Annotated in this window: 16 protein-coding genes; 6 read left to right on the forward strand and 10 right to left on the reverse strand. The window is 71.3% G+C overall.

Annotated elements, in window-relative coordinates:
- From ABZT02_RS01745 to ABZT02_RS01765, 5 genes are all read right to left on the reverse strand, one after another.
- Positions 1-2,439 carry a SpoIIE family protein phosphatase gene (locus ABZT02_RS01745; RefSeq protein WP_356013143.1) on the reverse strand — a complete coding sequence of 813 codons (2,439 nt, stop codon included), beginning with the start codon at positions 2,437-2,439 and terminating at the stop codon, positions 1-3.
- 123 nt (positions 2,440-2,562) lie between these two features.
- Positions 2,563-5,745: an amidohydrolase family protein gene (locus ABZT02_RS01750; RefSeq protein ID WP_356013145.1), complete on the reverse strand. Its 3,183-nt coding sequence runs from the start codon at positions 5,743-5,745 to the stop codon at positions 2,563-2,565.
- A gap of 122 nt (positions 5,746-5,867) precedes the next feature.
- Positions 5,868-6,467, reverse strand: coding sequence for a hypothetical protein (locus ABZT02_RS01755; RefSeq protein ID WP_356013147.1), 600 nt, complete (start codon positions 6,465-6,467; stop codon positions 5,868-5,870).
- Between the two features lie 222 nt (positions 6,468-6,689).
- The gene (locus ABZT02_RS01760) at positions 6,690-8,018 is read right to left on the reverse strand and encodes an enolase C-terminal domain-like protein (protein ID WP_356013148.1); all 1,329 of its coding nucleotides are present in this window, start codon (positions 8,016-8,018) and stop codon (positions 6,690-6,692) included.
- Positions 8,019-8,061: 43 nt separating this feature from the next.
- The gene (locus ABZT02_RS01765) at positions 8,062-9,399 is read right to left on the reverse strand and encodes a gluconate:H+ symporter (RefSeq protein ID WP_356013150.1); all 1,338 of its coding nucleotides are present in this window, start codon (positions 9,397-9,399) and stop codon (positions 8,062-8,064) included.
- Positions 9,400-9,577: 178 nt separating this feature from the next.
- Between ABZT02_RS01765 and ABZT02_RS01770 the strand changes: the two genes are divergently transcribed.
- Positions 9,578-10,348 carry an IclR family transcriptional regulator gene (locus ABZT02_RS01770; RefSeq protein ID WP_356013151.1) on the forward strand — a complete coding sequence of 257 codons (771 nt, stop codon included), beginning with the start codon at positions 9,578-9,580 and terminating at the stop codon, positions 10,346-10,348.
- 258 nt (positions 10,349-10,606) lie between these two features.
- Here ABZT02_RS01770 and ABZT02_RS01775 read toward each other — a convergent pair whose 3' ends face one another.
- Both ABZT02_RS01775 and ABZT02_RS01780 read right to left on the reverse strand, forming a co-directional pair.
- Positions 10,607-10,795, reverse strand: a complete 189-nt coding sequence (locus ABZT02_RS01775; protein WP_356013152.1) for a hypothetical protein — start codon at positions 10,793-10,795, stop codon at positions 10,607-10,609.
- A gap of 206 nt (positions 10,796-11,001) precedes the next feature.
- Positions 11,002-11,922, reverse strand: a complete 921-nt coding sequence (locus ABZT02_RS01780) for an AraC family transcriptional regulator (protein ID WP_356013154.1) — start codon at positions 11,920-11,922, stop codon at positions 11,002-11,004.
- Positions 11,923-12,253: 331 nt separating this feature from the next.
- Between ABZT02_RS01780 and ABZT02_RS01785 the strand changes: the two genes are divergently transcribed.
- On the forward strand, positions 12,254-13,459 hold the full coding sequence (locus ABZT02_RS01785) for an MFS transporter (protein ID WP_356013156.1): 1,206 nt from the start codon (positions 12,254-12,256) through the stop codon (positions 13,457-13,459).
- A gap of 215 nt (positions 13,460-13,674) precedes the next feature.
- Here ABZT02_RS01785 and ABZT02_RS01790 read toward each other — a convergent pair whose 3' ends face one another.
- Positions 13,675-14,010 carry a hypothetical protein gene (locus ABZT02_RS01790; RefSeq protein ID WP_356013157.1) on the reverse strand — a complete coding sequence of 112 codons (336 nt, stop codon included), beginning with the start codon at positions 14,008-14,010 and terminating at the stop codon, positions 13,675-13,677.
- Positions 14,011-14,109: 99 nt separating this feature from the next.
- The gene (locus ABZT02_RS01795) at positions 14,110-14,805 is read right to left on the reverse strand and encodes a type 1 glutamine amidotransferase domain-containing protein (RefSeq protein ID WP_356013160.1); all 696 of its coding nucleotides are present in this window, start codon (positions 14,803-14,805) and stop codon (positions 14,110-14,112) included.
- A gap of 50 nt (positions 14,806-14,855) precedes the next feature.
- Between ABZT02_RS01795 and ABZT02_RS01800 the strand changes: the two genes are divergently transcribed.
- Complete coding sequence (locus ABZT02_RS01800; protein ID WP_356013162.1) at positions 14,856-15,800, forward strand: LysR family transcriptional regulator; 945 nt, start codon at positions 14,856-14,858, stop codon at positions 15,798-15,800.
- Between the two features lie 51 nt (positions 15,801-15,851).
- Complete coding sequence (locus tag ABZT02_RS01805; RefSeq protein ID WP_356013164.1) at positions 15,852-16,586, forward strand: maleylpyruvate isomerase family mycothiol-dependent enzyme; 735 nt, start codon at positions 15,852-15,854, stop codon at positions 16,584-16,586.
- Here the strand turns inward: ABZT02_RS01805 and ABZT02_RS01810 are convergent.
- Positions 16,583-16,963: a MarR family transcriptional regulator gene (locus ABZT02_RS01810; protein WP_356013165.1), complete on the reverse strand. Its 381-nt coding sequence runs from the start codon at positions 16,961-16,963 to the stop codon at positions 16,583-16,585. The two genes, ABZT02_RS01805 and ABZT02_RS01810, sit on opposite strands and share 4 nt — an antisense overlap.
- 86 nt (positions 16,964-17,049) lie before the next feature.
- Here ABZT02_RS01810 and ABZT02_RS01815 point away from each other — a divergent pair, with 86 nt between their 5' ends.
- Positions 17,050-18,540 (forward strand): MFS transporter, encoded by a 1,491-nt coding sequence (locus ABZT02_RS01815; RefSeq protein WP_356013167.1) that lies wholly within the window; start codon positions 17,050-17,052, stop codon positions 18,538-18,540.
- A 125-nt stretch (positions 18,541-18,665) separates the two neighbouring features.
- Positions 18,666-19,874: a serine hydrolase domain-containing protein gene (locus tag ABZT02_RS01820; protein WP_356013169.1), complete on the forward strand. Its 1,209-nt coding sequence runs from the start codon at positions 18,666-18,668 to the stop codon at positions 19,872-19,874.
- Positions 19,875-19,884 lie beyond the last annotated feature (10 nt).

Here is a 19,884-nt window from a genome sequence, read left to right on the forward strand (position 1 = left end):
TCAGCCGGCCGGGAGGGATTGTTCGGCCCAGATGGTCTTGCCCATGGGGGTCTGGCGGGTGCCCCAGCCCTGGGTGAGCTGAGCGACCATGTGCAGTCCGCGACCGCCCTCGTCGTAGGTGCGGGCCCGGCGCAGATGCGGGGCGGTGTTGCTGGCGTCGGAGACCTCGCAGATCAGGGTCCGGTCGCGGATGAGCCTGAGGCCGATCGGTACGGCGCCGTAGCGGATGGCGTTGGTGACCAGTTCGCTCACCACCAGCTCGGTGACGAACGCCGCCTCCTGAAGCCCCCACGCGGTGAGCTGGCGGGTGGCCTGGGCGCGGGCGTCGGCGACGATCGACGGGTCGGAGGGCAGCGCCCAGGCGGCGACCTGGTCGGCGTGCAGGGCCCGGGTGCGGGCGAGGAGCAGGGCCACGTCGTCGGAGGGGCTCGCGGGCAGCAGGGCCCTCAGGACGGTGTCGCAGGTGGCTTCGAGCGAGGTGACGGGTCCGGCGAGGGCCTCGCAGAGCCGGTCGAGACCCAGACCGACGTCACGGTCCCGCGACTCGACCAGGCCGTCGGTGCAGAAGGCCAGCAGACTGCCCTCGGGCAGTTCCAGCTCGGTGCACTCGAAAGGCAGTCCGCCGACGCCGAGCAGTGGACCCGGGGTCAGCTCGACCACGTGGGCCGTGCCGTCGGGGAGCAGCACGACGGGCGGGACGTGACCGGCGCTGGCGAAGGTGCACACGCGGGACACCGGGTCGTAGACGGCGTACAGACAGGTCGCACCGATCTCGCCGCTGACGAGGTAGGGCTCGTCGGGGTCTATGTCCTCCTTGTCCGTGGCGAGGTGCATGACCAGGTCGTCGAGGTGGGTGAGGAGTTCGTCCGGGGGCAGGTCGACGTCGGCGAGGGTGCGCACGGCGGTGCGCAGCCGGCCCATGGTGGCGGACGCGTGGATGCCGTGGCCGACGACGTCCCCGACGACCAGGGCCACGCGGGTGCCGGACAGCGGCACGACGTCGAACCAGTCGCCGCCGACGCCCGCGGTGGTGCCCGCCGGCAGATAGCGGTACGCCACCTCGACGGCCGCCTGTCTGGGCAGGTCCCGGGGCAGGAGGCTGCGCTGGAGGGTGAGGGCGTTGGTGCGTTCGCGGGTGTAGCGGCGGGCGTTGTCGACGCCGACCGCGGCCCGGCCGGCGAGTTCCTCGGCGAGGATCAGGTCGTCCGGTTCGAAGGGCGGGGAGCCTTTGACACGGGTGAAGACCGCGACTCCGAGGGTGATGCCCCGGGCACGCAGCGGGGTGGCCATGACGGAGTGGATCCCGAACTCCGTCACGCGGGCGGTGCGGGTCTCGTGCCCGGCGATCCAGGCGGCGAAGTCGGGGTCGTCCAAGCCGCTGAGCACCGGTTTGCCGTCGGCCAGACAGCGGGCGGGCGGGGAGAACGGCGGGTAGGTGTCCATGCCGCCGAGGTCGATGGCGGCCTCGGGCACGTCCTCCCCTTCGGCCCTGGACTGATGGGCGACCCTGCGCAGCACCACGGCCGCGTCGACGGGGCCCGGCACCGGCTCCTCGCCGCGCAGCACGGAGTCGAGCAGGTCCACGCTGACGAAGTCGGCGAGGCGGGGCACGGCGAGGTCGGCGAGTTCCTGGGCGGTGCGGGTCACGTTCAGGGTGGTGCCGATGCAGGTACCGGCCTCCTGCAGCAGGGCGAGCCGCTGCCGGGCCGCGCGCTGATCACTGCTGTCGAACGCGGCGGTGCCCACCCCGACGACCTCACCGGTGCCGGGGTCGCGGACGGGCCAGAGCTCGATGACCCAGGCGCGGTGGTGGGTGGAGGTGAGGGGAGCGGCGACTGTGGCACCGGGGGCGCGGGACGGCTCGGGGGCCAGACACTCGTAGCGCAGGGGGACGCCCTCTTCGGCGACCCGGCGGACGCAACGGAGCAAACCTTCGTCGGCGACGGTGGGTCTCTGACGCTCGCCTTCCGTCTCGGGAGCGTGCTCCCCCGGGCCCTGCGCGACCGGGTTCCGCTGCCATGCGCCCGACGCCGTGGCGTGGGTCGAGAGCGCGATCGAGGACTGGTCGAAGGCCCACTGCACCATGGTCCGGTCGGGGCCCGGGGAGCAGGTCACGACGAAGGACCGGGCCCTGCCGTCGACGTCCAGCGACGGCTGGGCGTGCAGGGTCGTTTCGACGCGGTGGCCGTCCCGATGCCGTAGTGCCGCCGTGCCCCTCCATTCCTGGGAGCCGGTGAGGGAGAGCCCGGTCGCCTCGGGCACTCCCGCACCGAGGAGCAGATCGGTCGCGGGGCGCCCTACGACCTCCGGGGCCCGGTGGCCCAGCAGTCGTCGAGCGCCGTCGCTCCACCCTGTGACCACGCCGTCCAGGCCGAGGGTGACCGTCGCGACATCGGATGACCACCCGCTGTGACCGTTGCCTTGATCAAAAGTGGCCATTCTTGCTCTATTCGCGCGGTGAGGTGCCTCACAGACCAGGGTGCGCGCCGCACCGGAATCGGACAAGTCAGGTCCGGTGCCCCGCAGGCGTCCAGGCGTCAGACCCGCATCGCTTCGCCTCTCTCACAGCGTGGCCCCTGGATCGCAGCACCCCTCACGCCGCAGCTGCCGGCTCACCCCGAGCCATTCGGCGTCCGAGGACGCATCGGAGCGCCGCCCGGAGTCGAAGGCGTCCACGAGGTCCGTCTGCTCGAAGGGCACACCCCCGCGCAGCACCGCCACCGTTCGGATCAGGGTGTCGAAGTCGGTGAAGGGATCACCGTCCACGACCGTGAGATCGGCGAGCTTGCCCTCCTCCAGCGTTCCCAGGTCGGCGTCCGCGCCGAACACGCGGGCGGGCAGCAGGGTGGCGGTGCGCAGGGTCTCGGTCGGCGAGAGTCCGCCGCGGTGCAGCGCCCGCAGGGCGAGGTGCAGATGCAGACCGACCGGCACGAGCGGCTGGTCGGTACCGAGCGCGACCAGACCGCCGTCGGCCAGGATCCGCCGGTAGACGTCCAACTCCCTGTCAAGGGTGACCAGTTGGTCCGCAGTGGGCGGCTGGCCGGCCTGCTGACGGACCAGCGCGGTGTCCCACGGCGGCATCAGCGTGGTGACCCGGCGGTCCTCGGCGAGCACGGGGTCCGCTCCCAGCAGGGCGAGCGCCGTGAACGGGGTGGCGATCAGATGGAAGCCCGCTTCGGTGTAGATCTCCCGCACGTCCTGATAGGCGTGGCCCGTCGCGGTGGTCGCGTGCCCGAACTCCAGCCGCTGCGTGGCCTGCAGATGGGTCGTCAGATCCTGTCCGAGCTGCACGCCCGGCGTACAGAGATGACTGCCGCTGCGCACTCCGAGCCGTTCGTGGGCGAAGTCCGCGGCCTCCTTCATCATCCACCCCGGCGCGCGGACGTACGTCTTCACGAAGTCCCAGTCCAGCGCCGCCCCGCGCGCCAGCGAGCGCCGCAGACCCTCGGGAGTGCGGTGCGCGCGGCCCATGCTGTAGGCCACCCGGGCGCCGTCGAGCAGCTCGCCGGTGGCCAGCAGCCGCGGCCCGGCGAGCGCGCCCGCGGCGACCGCCTCGCGGATGCGGGCCTGCTCGTAGGCGAAGCCGCCCAGGGAGACGGCGGTCGTGATGCCGTAGGCGAGCTGGAGCGCGGTCTGCCGTCCGCCGTAGGTGCTCTGCCAGGGGTGGGTGTGCGCGTCCCACAGTCCCGGGATCACCGTGCGCCCGCTCGCGTCGACCCGGTGTGCGGCCGACCGTCCGGCGCGGTGCGGGGAGACCTCCGCGATACGGCCGTCACGGATCAGGAGGTCGATGTCCTCGCGGACGTCCGGCCCGGTGCCGTCCCAGAACCGGCCGGCGTGCACGAGGGTGTCGGCGGGACGGGGCCGCCGGTAGTCCAACGGCACTGTGACGGTACGGGCCTTGCCGCTGCGGACGTCCAGCAGGCGCAGGGTTCCGGCGGAGAGGTAGAGCAGGGTGCGGGCGTCGGCGGACCAGGAGGGGTGGTCGGCGGGCTCGGTGGTGAGACGGCGTGGCTTGCCGTCGGGGGTGCCGTCCGCGCGGACCGGGAGCAGCCACAGGGCGGACTCGGCGATGACGGCCATTCCGCGGCCGTCCGGCGACCAGACCGGGCCCGAGTCGTAGCGGTCGGACAGGGAGGTGTGCGGGGCGAGGGCGTGCAGGGCGGCGGTGCCGGTGGTGGTGTCGACGACCCGGATGAGGTTGTAGCCCTCGCGGAAGCGCTGGTTGAGCCGGTTACGGTCGCACAGGGCGACATATCGGCCGTCCGGAGACCAGCTGGGCCGGCCGGGCAGCCCGCCCGCGCCGAGCGGTGCGACGAGGGTGCGTTCGCTGCCGTCGGGCAGGTCGCGCACGACCAGGTTGCCGGACATGTCCAGGCAGGCCAGCCTGGTCCCGTCGGGCGAGAGCGCGGGGAAGACCCGGCCGCCGTGGGCGAGCACGGTCTCCTCGCCGGAGTCGAGGTCGCGGCGCCGCACGGCGAACAGTCCGTCGCGGTCGTCGCAGTACAGCAGGGCCGTGCCATCGGCTGTCCAGGTCGGCCCCGACACATAGCGGGTGGGCGGGACCTGGAGGATCTTCCGGGGCGCGCCCCCACCCGATGTCCCGGTCATCCACAGGGAGTTGAGCGCGGCGAAGGCCACGCTGCGGCCGTCGGGCGAGAGCGCGGGCAGGTGCAGGGAGCGCACGCGCCGGATGCCGACGCCCTCGAAGTCGTACGACTTGCCGCGGTAGCGGGGACGTTCCACGGGCATCGCGGCCGTGAGCGGGATCTCCTCCCCCGTCGACGACGACCTGGGGTCGACCAGGCGGAAGTGTCCGTCGGCCGCGAGCAGGAGCTGTTCGCCGTCGGTCCAGCGGGGCGGGGCGGGCAGGACGTCACCGTCGACGGTGACGGGCGCGCCGTCCACGACCAGGGTGCAGGAGGCGGTGGGTGCGGGCGTGGTGCGCAGATACGCGAGGCGGCCGCCGGGTGAGACGGCCGGGGTCATGAGCTGGGCGCCGGAGTCGTCGGTGTGCTCGACGCCGACCGGTCCGGAGCCGTCGGCGGCGACCGAGGCGACGGTGTCGGCGCGCAGGGCACCCGTGGCGGTGACGGCGGCGCGCACGAACAGCACGCGCTCGCCGTCCGCGGACCAGGTGGGGTCGAAGTCCTCCCAGGCACCGCCCTGCGCCGGGCCCTGCTGGGCGGCGCGTCCGGTGAGCCGGGTCAGCGCTCCGGAGCGCACGTCGACGACCCAGATGCGGTACGGGCTGCCGGTCACGGTGTCGCCGCCGCGCTCGGAGGCGAACGCGATCCGGGTGCCGTCCGGCGACCAGGCGGGACCGCGGTCGTCCCAGGGCCCGTCGGTGAGCCGGCGTACGTCGCTGCCGTCGGGACGCAGCGTCCAGAGGTGGAAGCCGCCGCCGCGGTACGCGCACACGACGAGGCGGCTGCCGTCGGGCGAGAACTGCGGACGGGTGGGTTCGAGGCCGGGCGCGGTGAGCGCGACCGCGGCGCCACCGGTGCGCGGGACCGACCAGAGCACGTTCTGCACTTCGGCGACGAGCCGGTCGCCGGTCGGGGAGAGCGTCGCGGAACCGCCGGTGGCGGCGGTCAGGGTGAGGGTGACCGTACGGGAGGGGGCGGCCGATGCGGGTGGGCCGGCGGCCGTGACGGCGGTGGCGGTGACGCCTGCGGCCTGGAGGAATCTGCGGCGCGAGAGCGGACCGGGCCAGGAAGTGTCGTGTGTGCCGTGGTCGTCCAAGGGAGCCTCCAGTGCGCGGGTGAGGTGCCGGACGACAAGGGCCCTTCCCCGTAGGGGGCGGTCCTGCGCCCGAACACCGTGTCCGGGAGCGGTTTTTCGCCCCCGGACATCAACCCCTCAGCTCACAGACCGTCACGCACCATCGCGGCGACGATCCGCACGTGACGGTCGGCCGCCGTGCTGGAGAACTCGTTCTCGTAGTTGAGACCGTAGGGCCAGAAGTGCCCGCCACCGGTGGACAACTTGGCCGAGGAACCGTCGTACTGCCGCACGAGGGCGGTCGCCTGAGCACCCGTCCAGGTGCCGCTGCCGCCCAGGGAGGACCAGCCCGAGCTCGTGCCCACGCCGATGGTGTGAGCGATCTCGTGCAGTGCGGTCCGCTCGGTCATGTAGCTGCGGTTGCTGCCGAAGCGGATGGTCCCGTTGATGTTGCCGTCCGCGGTGGGCACGCTCGGGTCGTAGCGGACGGTGAGGGACTTCCCCAGGTCACTGAGGTTGTTGTAGCGGGCCACCGCGGCGTTCATCGCCGAGGTGATCTGGGTGTACGCCGACTGCTGGTCCGCGGTGGGGTTGCTCGCCCGCTCCAGGGTCCAGGTGATGGTGGCCGCCGCGACCTGCTCGTGGGGTGCGGGCGCGGCGATCGGGGCGGCCTGGGCCATGCCGGAGCCGACCAGGAGCGCGGCGGCGAGCACGGCTGCGGCCGTGCCCTTTCGTAGGTTCATGGGGGGTCCTCTTGTGGGGGGTGGATCCCGGGGGTGGATCCCGGGGGTGGATCCCGTGGGGGGAAGTCGAGGCATGAACTGGAAAGCGCTTTCCGAAGTTTCCCGGATGCTAATGAGCTGTCTTGGTCATGTCAATGATTCCGGTGTCCATTCCGGTGTCCATTCCGGTGTCCATTCCGGTGTCCATTCCGGTGTCCGGCGACGGTCCTCGCCCCCTCCGCCTCAGCGCACGAGGCAGGGACGCTTGGCGTCGAAGGTCCAGCCTTCGATCAGGTACTGCATCCCCGCGGCATCGTCACGCCCCGCCGACGCCACCTCCTCGTGCAGTTCCTGTGCGGCCCGGAGCCGGTCGCGATCCAGCCGGACCCCGAGGCCGGCCGCGTCCGGGACGGCGACCTCGCCGCCGGTGATCCGCGGCGGTACGACGGTGAGCCGCTCGGTGCCCTCCTGCCAGATCCAGTGGGTGTCGAGGGCGTTGTACTCGCCCGGGGCGGCGGCACCGCAGTGCGTCATCATCGCGAGCGAGATGTCGAAGTGGTTGTTGGAGTGGCAGCCCCAGGTCAGGCCCATGGCATGGCACAGCTGGGCGACCCGGACCGACCCCTGCATGGTCCAGAAGTGCGGGTCGGCGAGCGGGATGGACACCGACTGCAGGGCGAGGGCGTGGGTCAGCTGCCGCCAGTCCGTGGCGATCATGTTGGTCGCGGTGGGCAGTCCGGTGGCCCGGCGGAACTCGGCGAGGATCTCCCGCCCGGAGTAACCGCCTTCCGCACCGCAGGGATCCTCGGCGTAGGCGAGCGTGCCGACGAGCGGACGGCACAGCTCGACCGCCTCGCGCAGGGACCAGGCACCGTTCGGGTCGAGGGTGATCCGGGCCTCGGGGAACCGCTCCTTGAGGGCGCATACGGCCCTCACCTCCTCGCTGCCCGGCAGGACACCGCCCTTGAGCTTGAAGTCGCGGAAGCCGTAGTGGTCGTAGGTGGCCTCGGCCTGGCGGACGATCGCCTCGGGGGTCAGCGCCTCCTCGCGCCGCACGCGGTACCACTCGACGTCCGCGCCGGGCTCACGGAGGTAGTCGAGGCCGGTGCGGTCCGGGTCGCCGACGTAGAAGAGGTAGCCGAGGACCCGTACGGCAGCGCGCTGTTGGCCGTCACCGAGCAGCGCGGCGACCGGAACGTCGAGATGCTGTCCGAGCAGGTCCAGAAGAGCCGACTCGACGGCGGTGACCGCGTGCACGGTCGTACGGAGATCGAAGGTCTGGGCGCCGCGGCCGCCCGAGTCGCGGTCGCCGAAGGTGTCCTGGATCGTGCGCAGGACGCGCTTGTAGTCGCCGACGCGGGCACCGACGACCAGCCTCTCGGCGTCGCGGAGGGTGCGGGTGATGGTGTCGCCGCCCGGCACCTCCCCGAGGCCGGTGCGTCCCTCGGAGTCCTCCAGGACCACGACGTTCCGGGTGAAGTACGGGGCGTGGGCGCCGGAGAGGTTGAGGAGCATGGAGTCCCGGCCGGCCACCGGATGGACGGAGAACTTCGTGACGACGGGTTGGCTCATTGCGGGGCGGTGTCCTTCCGATGAGGCGGGGGTCCGGGGGAGGTCAGACCTTGAGGGCGTCCAGCACCTGTTCCAGGACCAGTACACCGCCGAGGCCGAGGATCGCGAGCACCGTCGTGTACGTGGTGCGTGCCTTGATCGCGTCGATGACGGACAGGTTGAAGTACTCCTTGAACATCCAGAATCCCGGGTCGTTGACGTGCGAGAAGGCGATCGACCCGCAGGAGACGGCGAGCACCATGACCTCGGCATGCACCCCGCCGCCCGCGAGCAGCGGCAGTGCCACGCCTGAGGCGGTGACGACGGCGACGGTCGCGGAGCCGAGGGCGATGCGCAGAATGGCCGCGATCAGCCAGGCCAGGATGATCGGTGAGATGGACCAGCCGTCGGTCGCGTCCTTGATGTAGTCGGATATCCCGCCCTCGACGAGGACGTTCTTGAAGGCGCCGCCCGCTCCGATGACCAGCAGGATCATCGCCATGGCCTGGGCGGCCTCCCTGCACGAGGTACTGACATCCGCCAGGCTGCGCCCCATCCGCGGCCCGAACACCCACACGGCGACGAGCAGCGTCAGCAACAGGGCAATGGGCGCGGAGCCGATGAATGCGACGAAGTGCAGTCCGGCGCTGTCCCCCGAGGTGGCCAGATCGGTCACCGCGGCACCGGCGATCAGCACGACGGGCAGCAGGGCCACCGCCAGCGACCAGCCCATGCCCGGCATCTCCTCCTCCTCGAAAACCCGCTCGCTGACCAGGCCCTTGGGGATCTCGGGGTTCATCCGCCGGACGAACGGCAGGCGCGGCCACAGCAACGCGATGAACGCGCCGACCGGGACGGCGATGAACAGGCCGTAGAACAGGGTGAGTCCGACGGAGGCGTGGAAGGTGGCCGCGACGGCCGTGGGGCCCGGGTGGGGCGGCAGGAAGCTGTGCATGGTGGACAGGGCGATCGACATCGGCAGCCCCACCCAGAGCAGGTTGACCCGGGTGACCCTGACGAGGGTGAAGGCGACCGGCACGATGATGACGAAGGCGACCTCGTAGAACATGGTCACGCCGATGAGCATCGCGGACAGCACCATGGCGACCTGCACCCAGCGCGGGCCGCACACCTCGAGGAGCTTGCCGGCGATCCGCTGGGCGGCGCCGGAGTCCCCCATCACGCGGCCGACCATGGCGCCGAGCCCGATGGTGAGCATCGTGTCGCCGATCTGGTCCCCGATCCCCTCGGAGAGGACGTCCGGTATCTCCTCGAGGGCGATGCCCCGTACCAGAGCGACCCCCACCGCGACCAGGAGGAGGGCGGCGAAGCCATTCAGTCTCAGCTTCGTCATCAGCAAGAGCAGGACGAGGACGCTGATCCCGACCACGACGAGCGGCATGTGTCAGTTCTCCCTTGAACTGGCGGGGCGGTGAGGAGAGTTCACCGGAGCACCCCGTGGAGTCACTCCGCTGAACATGATCCTCATACAAAGACATCGTCTACATATGAGGACGGAGGCTAGATGCAGGGATCACCGACGGTCAATGGGTGCGCACGAATCGCCTTACGATCGGCCCATGTCGCAGCGCTCAGGCGTACCCGAGGTGAAGTCGGCCGTCCGTACCGTCGCGGTGCTCGAACTGCTCGCCGCGCGAGGCGAGCGGCCTGCGCGGTTGCGTGAACTCTCCGAGGCACTGAAGGTTCCCCGGAGCAGCATGTACGCCCTTCTGCAGACCCTCGTGGAGTGCGGCTGGGTCCGCACCGACGCGACCGGCTCCCTCTACAGCGTCGGGATCCGCGCCCTGCTCACCGGCACGAGCTATCTGGACAGCGACCTGCGGGTCCGCGCGGTGCGGCCGTATCTCGACGAGGCTTCCGACGCACTCGGCGAGACCATCCACCTTGCGCGGCTGGACGGTTCGGACGTCGTCTACCTGGCCACCCGCGAATCGCACGAGTACCTGCGCACGATCAGCCGCGTGGGCCGGCGGGTGCCCGCGCATGCCGGGGCGCTGGGGAAGGCACTGCTCGCGGAGCGCGCCGACGACGAACTCCCGCTCGGTGACGAGCCGTTGAGGGCGCTCACGGCCCACACCCATACGTCCCGGGCCACACTGCTCGCCGATCTCGCGGAGGTGCGGGCGCGCGGCCACTCGGTCGACCGGGAGGAGACGGTTGCCGGGATCGCCGGTTTCGGGTTCGCCTTGCGGTACGACACCCCTGCCGTCGACGCGATCAGCTGCTCGGTGCCGGTGTCCCGGCTCACGGGGGACCATGAGCGGCACATTGTGGCCGTGATGCGGGAGGTTCGCTCGAAGATCGAATCGGCAGTGCCGCTGCGCGGGTAGGGCCGGGGCTCATGCGACTGCGGGCCATGTGCAGCGAAGGGCTCACCCACCACATGGTCAGCCGTACCGAACTCAGCGCCCCCTACATGAGTTGGAGCACGGCCTCACCATCGCCGTCACCGGGCCGCGGCATCGGCTCCGTGGAGACCCAGGACGTCACCCCGCCCCACCACCCACCCCACCCCGCCCTGCTCGGACCCGACGCCCCGCCTGCGCCGGACCTCGCGCCTACGCCTACGCCTACGCCTACGCCTACGCCTACGAAGACCCTCGGCTCTTCTTGATGAGTTGAAGCCCGGAGACCATCCGATGGACGCCGTAGAGCATCGGACCCCAGACCACGACATACACACCCGCGCCCTGAACCTGCCCAAAGGTGACGACGGCGACGAGCAGCCCTCCGATGAACCAGACCACGCCGAGCTCGACGCAGCGCCTGCCCCTCACCTCTCCTGCGGCCCGTTGCTCCCGGGAGAGCCCACCGGGCGAAGCGGTCGAACCCCTGCGCGGCCGTACGCCGTTGTCGGTCAATCCGGTTCCCGAGTCGATGGAGGCGGCCTGGCCGGCACCCCATGCGGCCTCTATGGATGTTCGGGCCGGTCGGACGGTCCCCCGCGCCATCCGACCGGCCGTCAGTGGTGCCAGCGGGGACGTTAGCGACCCGCCGCGGTCGCGGTCTTGGAAGAATTTGCACTCCCGGAGAGAGCAACCGCCCCCTCCACCCTGCGCGAAGCCACCATCTGTCCGGGTGTGGTCCCCGCGATGGCCCGGAACTCGCGGTTGAGGTGCGCCTGGTCGTAGAAGCCGCAGGCGGTTGAGATCTCGGTCAGACTCGTGGTCCCGCGACCGAGCAACGCCACGGCATGGCGGAAGCGCAGCACCCGGGCGGACGCCTTGGGCGTGAGCCCGATCTGCTGGGTGAACCGGCGGATCAAGTACCCCTGACTCCAGCCCACTTCGGCGGCGATACGGGCGATCGGGATCACCCCCGCGCTCCCGGAGAGCAGTTGCCAGGCCTGTCCCACCTCCGGCGTGGGCCGCGGGCCGTAGTCGAGCCGGGCGAGCAGCGCCGCGTCCAGCAGGTCGAACCTGGCGGCCCAGTCCGGTGTGGCCGCCATCCGTTCCACCAACACACCGGCCTCGGCGCCCAGAACGTCCCGTATCTCGACGGCCAGGTTCGTCAACTCGCCCATCGGCATGCCGAACAGCCGGTACGCGCCCAGTGGCGTGAACTCCACCCGGATCGCCTCTTGGCCGCCGGGATGGGTACAGATCGCGGGCCGGTCCTCCAGCCCCACCACCAGCGACCCGATGCTCCCGCTGCCGCCACCCCGCACACCCAGCCGCCGCACCTGCGAGAAGGGCTCCGCAAGACTGATCAACAAGGTCGCACGCCCGGTCGGCACCAGCCGGGCCTCGTACGGTGTGGCCACCGCTTCCCAGTAACCGGCGTAGCTGCGTAAGTACGGCCGTAGCCCCGGGTGCCAGGGCCGTGTCACCCGCCACAGCCCGCCGAGCCGCGCGATCTCCACCGCCTCTGCCCCCGCCGTGTCACCCCGTGCGCCAAGAACCACTTGGAGCGCTCCTCCCACCCGCCGGGCCTGAGCAAGCCGCCTGCACAGCTCCGTGACATCCAGCATCCAACGTCACCGCGCCCGACTCACCAGTAACCGGGTGAAGTTGCGTGCAAATGGGTGCAGATCCGATGACGGTGACCAAGGAGCAGCCGCCCACCTCAGGGGTCACGTCACTGTGCGAGACGGTGACGAACGTGGCCCGAAGCGGTACGGCGGAGACGAACGCGACCCGCCCCCGGTGCACGCGTCGCGGACAGGCCCCCCTCACCCGCTCACCGCTCACCCGAACACCCTTGCCGACAATCGAGCACACGCCTACGCTGACTTTGTGCCGCCGATAAACAAAACCCGCCCACGCATCGCCGTCCCGGACAACTCGCTCACCCGACTCCGCATCGCCCTCACCGTCTTCTTCGCCCTCGACGGCTTCGTCTTCGCCGGGTGGGTCGTCCGCATCCCCGCGATCAAGGAGCAGACCGGGGCCTCCGCCAGCGCCCTCGGCCTCGCCCTCCTCGGTGTCTCGGCCGGCGCCGTGATCACCATGATGCTCACGGGAAGGCTGTGCCGCCGTTACGGCACCCACCGGCTCACCGTCGTCTGCGCCGTCCTGCTCTCGCTCAGCGTCGCCCTGCCGCCACTCACCCACTCCGCACCGGCACTCGGCGCCGTACTGCTGGTCTTCGGCGCCGCGTACGGCAGCATCAACGTCGCGTTCAACAGCGCCGCGGTCGATCTGGTGGGCGCGCTGCGGCGGCCCATCATGCCCAGCTTCCACGCGGCCTTCAGCCTGGGCGGAATGCTCGGGGCCGGGCTCGGCGGGCTGGTCGCCGGAGGTTTGTCACCCACCCAGCACCTGTTCGGCCTCACCCTGATCGGTCTGCTCGTCACGGCCGTCGCGGGCCGGACCCTGCTGCGCATCCAGCCCCCGGCACCCACCCAGGATCCGCCGCGGCACCAGTCCGCGCCCTGCCCCTCGGACACCCGCACCCGGACCCGCGGCCTTGTCATCACCTTCGGCCTGATCGCCCTGTGCACGGCCTACGGCGAGGGTGCCCTGGCCGACTGGAGCGCCCTGCATCTGGAGCACGACCTCGATGCCACGCCCGGCGTCGCGGCGGTCGGTTACTCGTGTTTCGCGCTCGCCATGACGGTCGGCCGGCTGACCGGCACCAGGATGCTCGAACGACTCGGCCAGACCCGCACCCTCGTGGGCGGCGGCACCACGGCCGCGCTCGGCATGCTGCTCGGCGCGCTCGCACCCTCCGTCTGGGCGGCACTGCTCGGCTTCATGATCACCGGACTCGGTCTCGCCAACCTGTTCCCCGTCGCCGTCGAGCGTGCGGGCAGGCTGGCCGGACCCGACGGGGTCGCCATCGCCTCCACCCTCGGCTACGGCGGCATGCTGCTCGGGCCGCCCGCCATCGGTTTCATGGCCGACTGGTTCTCCCTGCCCATCGCTCTCACCAGCGTCGCGGTACTCGCCGCCACCGCCGCGGTCATCGCAGCGCTGACCCGGCGCGCGGCGGCCGGCTGACCGCGCCGCGATCGGATCCGCGCCCTCGGCAGGCCATCGCCGTCCCCGGGGGAACAGGCCGGTGCCCCTCTGAACACCGCTTGGCGCGAAGTGCGGCCGCACTCTGCGAGGAGCGCCTGGAAACCTCGCCGAGGTCGACCGGGAAGACCTCCAGGGGCGCGGCCCACGCCCCGCCCTGTCGTCCCCGGTTCGCACGCACGACGGGCTCATCCGGATCACTCCGGATGAGCCAGCGCCTCCTTCTGCAACTGCACGGCCGCCAACAGGCTCAGCTTCGGCTCCGCCTTGCGCAGGGCCCGCACCGCCGCGACCGAGGTGAGGTCCCCCGTGAACCCGACGGCGGCCAGCCGGGAGCGGACCCAGCGAGCCCGCAGCCCGCTCTCGGAGGCCTCGGCGGTGGACTCGACGAGCGCCACGGCACGTTCCAGCCCGGGGCGTTCCTCGGGCGGGGCCCCGGCCAGCGCCTGGCGCAGGGCCGCCCCGACGACGTCCGCGTCCCGGACGAGCAGCACGAAGTTGTTCTTCTTGTTCAGTCCAGCGATTCCCGACATGCGGATCATCGTGACGGTCATGTTCCCTGTCCGCCAAGCGACTTGAGGAGCCTCAGAGGCTCCGCCCCGCTTCCCGGTCACGCACTGCGCGCGTCGCGCTCAGCCCAGCTTCTTCAGCAGTTCGGCGGCGAGCGGGGCGGAGGACGCGGGGTTCTGCCCGGTCACCAGGTTGCCGTCGACGATCACATGCGGAGCCCACGGCTCGGCCACCTCGACCTGGACGCCGGCCTCGGTGAGCCGGTCCTGGAGCAGCCACTTCGCCTTGTCGGCGAGTCCTGCCTGGGTCTCCTCGGCGTTGGTGAAGGCGGCGACGCGGCGCCCGGCGAAGACGTTGGAGCCGTCCGCCCTGGTGGCGGCGAGCAGGGCGGCGGGGGCGTGGCAGACGACTCCGAGGGGCCTGCCGCTCTCCAGGGCGCGGGTGAGCAACCGGCCCGAGTCCGCGTCGACCGCGAGGTCCTCCATCGGCCCGTGGCCGCCGGGGTAGAAGACGGCCGCGTAATCGTCGAGGTTGACCTCGTCCAGGCGTACCGGGTGCTGCAGTTCGGTGGCCGCGACGAGCACTCCGGCGATACGGTCGGCGTTCTCCTGCCCGCCGTTCAGCTCGGCCGCGAGGCTGCCCTTGTCCACGGTCGGCACGACACCGCCGGGGGTGGCCACGACGATCTCGTGGCCCGCGGCCTTGAAGGCCTCGTACGGGGCGACGGCCTCCTCGGCCCAGAAGCCGGTGGGGTGCTGGGTGCCGTCGGCCAGGGTCCAGTGGTCGGCACCGGTCATCACAAAGAGGATCTTCGACATGGTGAAACCGTAGCGCTGCTCTGTCATAGAAATCCAATAGGGTCGCGCATATGAGGGATAGGAACACCAATGGCTCAGAGGCTGCGGGGCAGACCGTCGGCGCCTCGCTGGACCTGAACCTGCTGCGGACCTTCCTGACCGTGTACCGCACCGGCTCCTTCACCGCCGCCGCCCGTCTCCTCGCCCTGTCCCAGCCCACGGTCACCACCCAGATCCGTACGCTGGAACGGCAGTTGGGCCGTGAGCTGTTCGAGCGCCGGGCGCGGGGCGTGACCCCGGCGCCGTACGCGGACGAGCTCGCCGCCCGGATCGTGCAGCCGCTGGACTCGCTCGCCGCGGTGGCGGGGCCCGTCAGGAGTTCGGCGGACGGGCCGGCCGAGCCGGTGCATCTGGCCGGCCCGGCCGAGCTGCTGTCCCGGTGCGTCCTGCCCGGTCTCGCTCCCCTGGTGGACAAGGGGGTACGGCTGCGCATCACACCGGGCCTGACCGAACCGCTCCTGGACGACCTGCGCGCGGGGCGCCACGACCTGGTGATCGCCACGTTCCGCCCACGCGGCCGCACGCTCACGGCCCTGCCCCTCAATGACGAGGAGTTCGTACTGGTCGCCTCCCCCGCCTGGGCCCAGCGGCTCGGCGCACCGGAACACCTCGCGGCCGCGCTGCACGGCGTCCCGCTCGTCGCCTACGCCGAGGACCTGCCCATCGTGCGCCGCTACTGGCGGCACGTCTTCGGCCGACGGCTGGTACGGCAGCCCGCTCTCACCGTGCCCGACCTGAACGCGGTCAAGGCCGCGGTCGTGGGGGGCGCCGGATTCACCGTGCTCCCCCGCTACCTGTGCGTCGAGGAGCTGGCGTCGGGGGCACTGATCCTGCTCGACGACCCCGAGGACCCGCCCATCAACACGGCGTTCCTGGTGCAGCGGCCCGGCACCTCCGGCAATCCGCATGTGGCGCTGGTCCGCGACCACCTCCTCCAGGCCGCCCGCGACTGGTAGTCCGGCGAAATCAGTGACCGGCAGGGCATCGTCGTCAGGCACACTCCTCGCATGGAGACAGCCGAGTTCATCCGGATCCTGGACCGCGAGGGCCAGTTGCTCGCGTCGGCCGCCGAACAGGCAGGACCCGACGCCAAGGTGCCGACCTGCCCGGAGTGGCAGGTGCGGGACCTGCTGCGGCACACCGGCACGGTGCATCGCTGGGCGACGGCGTTCGTGGCCGAGGAGCAGACCGACTTCCGCCCCTTCGACGAGGAACCGGCCCTCGACGGCGAGGAGTTGCTGACCTGGTTCCGCACCGGCCACCGCCGCCTGGTCGACACGCTGGACTCCGCCGCACCCGACGTCCGATGCTGGCACTTCCTTCCCGCACCCTCACCGCTTGCCTTCTGGGCCCGGCGGCAGGCGCACGAGACGGCCGTGCACCGCTTCGACGCGGAGGCGGCGCGCGGCGGCACCCCGGAGGAGCCCGGGCGGGACTTCGCGGCCGACGGCATCGACGAGTTGCTGCGCGACTTCCACGCCCGCGAGAAGAGCCGGGTCCGCAGCGCCGAGCCCCGGATACTGCGGGTGCGGGCGAGCGACACGGACGGCGCCGTGTGGACCGTACGACTGACCGAGGAGCCGCCCGCGACCGAGTACGGCGAGCAGGGGGACGCCGACTGCGAGGTGTCCGGGCCCGCCGCGCGGCTGTATCTGGCGCTGTGGAACCGGCTGCCGTTCCCGCGCGTGACCGGGGACGCGTCGCTCGCCGGGCTGTGGCAGGAGAAGTCCGCCGTGGGCTAGGAAGGTTCCAGCATCCGCGTGAGGACCGCGCGTTGCACCGGCAGGGCGTCACGGTGCAACGCGCGCCCTTTGGAGGTGAGCGAGACGCGTACGCCCCGCCGGTCCTCCGCGCACATCCCGCGCTCGACGAGTCCGTCCTTCTCCAGCCGGGCGATCAGCCGCGACAGCGCGCTCTGACTCAGATGGACCCGCTCGGAGATCTCCTGCACGCGGTAGGCGCAGCCGCCGTCGGCCAGGACGTCCAGCACCTCGAAGTCGCTGCCGCACAGGCCGTGTTGATGAAGAGCACGGTCCAGTTCGCACTGCGTACGCGCGTGCAGCGCCAGGATGTCCCGCCACTGTTCCGCGAGTGCCTGCTCGGGCTTCTTCGCCACCATGCGCGGCACCGTAGCAGAGAAGGTGAATTATTGCATCGGAATTAAATGTGCTTGCATTCAATGCATGCGCATGTAGTGTCCTCGGCATGACTTCTCCGCTCACCACCCCCGCGGACCCGTCCTCCGCGGTCCGCTGGACACCCAGGCTCTGGGGCACCCTGCTGGTGCTGTGCGCCGCGATGTTCCTGGACGCCCTGGACGTCTCGATGGTCGGCGTCGCGCTCCCGTCCATCGGCGCCGACCTGGGCCTTTCCACCTCGACGCTGCAATGGATCGTCAGCGGCTACATCCTCGGCTACGGCGGTCTCCTGCTCCTGGGCGGCCGGGCCGCCGACCTGCTGGGCCGGCGCCAGGTCTTCCTGGTGGCCCTGGGCGTCTTCGCGGTCGCCTCACTCCTCGGTGGCCTCGTCGACTCGGGCCCGCTGCTGATCGCCAGCCGTTTCATCAAGGGCCTCAGCGCGGCCTTCACCGCGCCCGCGGGCCTGTCCATCATCACCACGACCTTCGCCGAAGGCCCCCTGCGCAACCGCGCGTTGTCCATCTACACCACGTGTGGCGCCACCGGCTACTCGATGGGCCTGGTCTTCTCCGGCCTGCTCACGGAGGCCAGTTGGCGCTACACCATGCTGCTGCCCGCGCCCGTCGCCCTGATCGCCCTCGTCGTCGGCCTGAGGCTGCTGCCGCGCAGTGAGCGCGAACAGAGCACCGGCGGCTACGACATCCCCGGCGCCGTCCTCGGTACCGCCTCGATGCTGCTGCTGGTGTTCACCGTCGTCCAGGCACCCGAAGCCGGCTGGGGCTCGGTCCGCACGTTCGTCTCCTTCGCCGCCGTGATCGCCCTGCTGACCGCGTTCGTGGCCGTCGAGCGGCGCAGTCCGAGCCCGCTGATCCGGCTCGGCGTGCTGCGCTCGGGCGCCCAGGTGCGGGCCCAGTTGGGAGCGTTGACGTTCCTCGGCAGCTATATGGGCTTTCAGTTCCTGGTGACCTTCTACATGCAGCAGGTGCTCGACTGGTCGGCGCTGCACACCGCGCTGGCCTTCCTGCCGGCGGGCGCACTCGTGGCGCTGTCCGCGACCAAGGTGGGCACGGTCATCGACCGGGTCGGCACACCGCGGCTGATCGTGGCGGGGTTCGCGCTGATGGTCGTCGGCTATCTGCTGTTCCTGCGCATCGACCTCGCCCCGGTCTACGCGACGGTGATCCTGCCGACCATGCTGCTGGTCGGCGCCGCCTTCGCGCTGACCTTCCCGTCCCTCAACGTCCAGGCCACCAACGGCGTCGACGAACACGAGCAGGGCATGGTGTCGGGTCTGCTCAACACCTCGGTACAGGTGGGCGGCGCGCTGTTCCTCGCCGTGGTGACGGCGGTCCTGACGGCGAACGCCCCCGAGGAGGGCGCCTCCCCGCAGGCCGTGCTCGACAGCTACCTGCCCGCCCTGACGGTGGTCACCGGGATCGCTCTCGTGGGTCTGCTGATCTCACTCACGGGACTGCGCGTCCGGCGCCGGCAGGAGACCGTGGTGGTCGCCAGGTCCACATCTTTGGAGGAGGCGGAGCGCGTGGTCGCACGCGACTAGGTCGTGCGTCGCCTGTGCCGGTGCCGGGCTGGTCGTCGATGTGCTGGGCGGGTCGGGGTGTTGTCGGGGATCACTCCGGGACGAACCCCGATGCCCGGGCGGGCGCCCGCTGACAGGGTGAGGGCATGACCTCGAACCGCATTTCACGGAGGACCTTTACCGGGGCCGCCTTGTGGGGGGCGGCCGCGCCGGCCGCCCCCATGGTGCTGCCCGCGCACCGCGCCAGCGCCTCGCCCGCGCCGCCCCCACACCTCCCGCCGCTCGATCCCATTGCCCTGAAAGCCGCGATCGACGACCTGGAGCACCCGCCGTCGACCGCGGCGCAGTTACGAGTCAGCGGCGTGGCCGGCCGCTGGCGCGGCACCTCGGGCGTGGCCGACATCCGCACGCAACGGCCGGTGAGGGCACATGACATGGTCCGGATCGGCAGCATCACCAAAGTCTTCGTCGCCACGGTGGTGCTGCAACTGGTGGCGGAGGGCCGGGTCGACCTGGCGGCGCCGGTGCGGCGCCTCCTGCCGGGACTGCTGCCAGGCCGCTTCTCGGCTGTCACCGTGGCGCACCTGCTGAACCACACCAGCGGAATGCCCGACCACGTCGGCATTCCGGAGCCGGAGACCGCGGAGGAGGTGCTCCGCCACCGCTTCGACCACTGGACGCCACAGGAGTGGGTGGCGACGGCGACGCACGGGGCGCTGAAGTTCACGCCGGGCACCCGGCAGGAGTACCGCGGCATCAACTACGTACTGGCCGCGCTGATCGTCGACAAGGTGACCGGCCGCCCTTACGGAGAGGCCGTCACGGCCCGCATCCTGCGTCCGCTGGGACTGGAACGCACTGTCGTGCCCGGCGACGACCCGCACATCCATGGCCGGCACGTGCACGGATATCTACGGATGGCCGACGGCAACCTGCGGGACATCACCGCCTACGACCAGTCGTCCAGCCGAGGCGAGGGCGACATGATCTCCACCACGGTCGACGTCGAGCGGATGCTCGCCACGTTGTTCTCCGGCGCGTTGCTCCCGCCTGAGCTGCTTCAGCTGATGTTCACCCTGCCACCGGACGAGGTGCGCATGCTGGACGGCTCTCCGGCCCGCTACAGCACCGGCCTGCAGCAGGCCACCGTCAATGGCGTCGCGCTCTGGGGCAAGACCGGTGAGACGTACGGATACAAGAACGCCGCGTTCTCCACCCGTGACCTGCGGCGCGGCTTCGTGCTCGCGTACCATCCGACGACCTCCCGCAACGGCGGGGAGAGCCAGCTGGTCGCTCGGGTCGCCGATCTGCTCACCCGCAGCCCGAACGCTGAAGGCGCGGCGCTGCGGACATGACCGTACATGC

The sequence above is a fragment of the Streptomyces sp. NPDC005402 genome (assembly GCF_040606575.1).
Lineage (GTDB): Bacteria > Actinomycetota > Actinomycetes > Streptomycetales > Streptomycetaceae > Streptomyces.